Source organism: Stieleria sp. (assembly GCF_041595215.1).
In the GTDB taxonomy this organism is placed as follows: Bacteria; Planctomycetota; Planctomycetia; order Pirellulales; family Pirellulaceae; genus Stieleria; species Stieleria magnilauensis.
In genome coordinates, this window is the sequence record NZ_JBFHKV010001026.1 from 1 (window position 1) to 3,071 (window position 3,071).

At 60.5% G+C, this 3,071-nt stretch carries 2 protein-coding genes and 1 pseudogene; 1 reads left to right on the plus strand and 2 read right to left on the minus strand.

What is annotated here, in order from left to right; all coding sequences use genetic code 11:
- Positions 1 to 512, minus strand: a pseudogene (locus ABX749_RS27585) (hypothetical protein); the annotation flags it as partial.
- A gap of 107 nt (positions 513 to 619) precedes the next feature.
- Positions 620 to 1,759, minus strand: coding sequence for an isocitrate/isopropylmalate dehydrogenase family protein (locus tag ABX749_RS27590; RefSeq protein WP_372898861.1), 1,140 nt, complete (start codon positions 1,757 to 1,759; stop codon positions 620 to 622).
- Positions 1,760 to 2,006: 247 nt separating this feature from the next.
- On the opposite strand from ABX749_RS27590, the gene ABX749_RS27595 reads away from it, so the two are divergent.
- Positions 2,007 to 2,912 carry a LysR family transcriptional regulator gene (locus ABX749_RS27595; protein ID WP_372898863.1) on the plus strand — a complete coding sequence of 302 codons (906 nt, stop codon included), beginning with the start codon at positions 2,007 to 2,009 and terminating at the stop codon, positions 2,910 to 2,912.
- Positions 2,913 to 3,071: the final 159 nt, after the last annotated feature.

Here is a 3,071-nt window from a genome sequence, read left to right on the forward strand (position 1 = left end):
CGCCATGTCTGTTTGCCTTCGCACCACTGCAACCGCTGGCCGCTTTCGGGCCAAGTGCCATCGATGCCGACGTGCAGACCGTTGTCTTCGGATCCGGTCGAATGGGCGCGGACCCAGACGTAGTAGGTCCCCGGCGTCGAGATATCGACCTTGTAATGCAGCACGGCCATCGCACCGGGTTCGGGTGAAAAGTTGGTGCCCCGGATGAGTTTGTCGCCGTGGGTGCGACGTGTATCGGGCAAGATTTCCAAGTAGGCGCCACCGCTGGCTCCGGCGACGTGTGACGGATCGCCGTCGGGTGTGATCGACGGCGTCGAGTCTGCGTGTGTCAGGTAAAACGCACGAACGTCGTTGGCGGTTTGTTTGAAAAAATGCTCCGCTTCAACGGCTACCAAGCCGTCCTGCTCGGCGAACACGACCGACTCATCGACGATCGGCTGCTGTGCCTGCGCTGACGCGGCGGCGACTGCGGCAACGAAAAGCAGCCATGTGGTTGCGATGTGGGGTTTCAATCGTGTTGTTCGTCTCATCATGTATGCCCGGTGGGGAAGGGAGGGAAGCAGGGGAATGGGGATACGCTTCGTCGGGGAACGACGTTGCGGAAGCAAAGGGATCGGATTCAATTGGCGGGGGTGGCGACGCTGTGGACATCGCGGCCCGGCGCGTCACATCCCAACGCGTCACACACCGCCGCGGCGACTTGGGACGTGGTCGCGTTTCCGCCCATGTCGGGCGTGATCACGTTTCCGTCGGCGATCACTTTTTCGACCGCCTGTTCCAAGTCCACCGCCGCGCGCAGACAAACGGCGTCGTTGTGCTTGTCGCCCAGCCAATCCAACATCATCGCGGCCGACAGAATCGTCGCCAGCGGATTGGCAACGTTCTTGCCGGCCAGTTGCGGTGCCGTCCCATGGGAAGGCTGAAATAAACCGTGTTCTTCGCCGATTTCGGCCGAGGGTCCGACGCCGAGTCCGCCGACCAAGCCGGCACCTAGGTCCGACAGGATGTCGCCGAACTGGTTTTCCATCACCAGGACATCAAAGTCCCAGGGGTTTTGCACCATGTACAAACTCATCGCGTCGACATACACCGCGTCGGCTTGGATGTCGGGATAGTTGTTCGCGACATCGAAAAAGACTTTGCGGAAGAACGCCATGCTTTGAAAAACGTTCGCCTTGTCGACACAGGTGACCATTTTCTTGCCGTCGACGGGACGTCCGTTGCGACGCTGGGCCAGACGGAACGCAAAATCAGATACCTGCGACGTGCCCTTGCGGGTCACGACCAGCGTGTCGGTGGCCACTTCGTCGCCCACCTTGCTGCCGCCGCCGAAGGACGCAAACAGTCCTTCGAGGTTCTCTCGGATGATGACGAAATCAATTCCCGGCCCGGTGTCTTTGAGCACGCAAGGGGCGCCGCGATAAAGCTTGACCGGACGGACGGCCGAGTGCACCGCCAATGCACGGCGCAATCCGACCATCATCGTCGGCTGGACTTCGGTGCCGTCGGGGTAGCGCACGTCAGGCAGACCGATCGCGGACAACAGCACCGCATCGGCGGCCAAGCAATCTTCCAACACTGCCGCGGGTAACGTTTCACCCGTGTCACGATACAGTTCTGCGCCCGCGCGGTGGGACGTAAACCCCAGATCCAAACCGTCGATCTGATCGACCATGTGGCCGAGTACCCGGTAGGTCGCGTCCATGCACTCCGGTCCGATGCCATCGCCGGGTAACAACGCGATTCGATAAGAACTCATACGACTCAAACAAAAAAGGACTGGAAGGACAGGGGAGAACGCAGGGGGGATAGGCGAGGGTGGTCCATTCGACCGATCCGGGCACGGGGAGCACAACGCTGCACGCGGCACACGCCGTTGTCGGTTGCCGACGCGATGTCGCGCCCGCCGCTGTGTCCCGCTGCAGGGGCGGATTGTAGGCCCTTGCTCTCATTCGTTACAATAAAATAGTCTGAAACATTCATTTCGTATTTGTAAATGGTGCGTTGTGCCCCGTCCGATCCAGTCTGAAGATTTAAACATCGCCCAACTGCGGACGTTTCAGTTGGTGATGCAGGAAGGCGGTTATGCGGCAGCGGCCCGCGTTTCGCATCTCTCGGTGCCTTCGGTCTGGCAACATATCCAGGCGTTGGAGAAGGCTTATGGTGTGGAGTTGTTCGCGCGAGCGGGACGACACGTCGAGCCGACCGCGGCGGCGGAGACGTTGTACGAACACGTCAGTTCGATCTTGGTTCAGATCGAATCGACGTTTGACGTGGTGGCGCGATCGTCGATCGATCAAACGATACGGATGGTCGCCGGGGCGCGGATGATGCTGGAAGACCTGGCGGTGCCCTTGGCGGCGTTTCACAAACGGCACCCCAACCATCTGGTGATTCGCCAGGGCAGCGATCGCCGCGCCGAAGAGTTGCTGATGGACGACCAGGCTGACCTCGCCATGGCCTTGGAACCGGGACCGGACCGCAAGTCACCCCACCTGCACTATGAACCGGCCTACACGGTCGAGTTCTTGGCGGTGGCAAAGAAATCGCATCCTTACATGAAGTCACGATCAGCGGAATTGGCGGACTTGGCGGAACACCCGTTGGTGGTCACGTTGGCGGGCACGCATGGACGCGACGCGCTCGACCAGGCGTTTCATCGCGAAGGTTTGCAGGCCAAGATCAGCGTTGAAACCGACAACAGCGCCTTCACGATCGCTTGTGTCTCCGCCGGCATGGGGATCGGAATTTTGGCCGGCCGCAGCAACGGCGAGCTGAGTAAGAAACTCGCCTCACGATCACTCAGTGACAAACTGGGGCAGCGACGAATCGTGTTGATGTGGCGGAAAGGACGTTTGCTGACCGACCCGATGGTGGACTTGGTCGAACAGTTGAAATCGGCGCCGGAGTGAGTTTGGGGCGCAGGTTGGTGTCCAGCCTTCAGACGCATCCCCACGCGCTGCGAAGCAGCAAGACGGGGCGGCTAAAGCCTGCACACCAGCAACCGTTGGTGTCCAGCCTTTAGGCGCATCCTTACGCGCTGCGAAGCAGCAAGACGGGCGGCTGAAGCC

What these genes read in the sequence shown, in the direction of transcription:
- ABX749_RS27590 (WP_372898861.1), bottom strand. Translation starts at nt 1,759, where the DNA reads ATGAGTTCTTATCGAATCGCGTTGTTACCCGGCGATGGCATCGGACCG.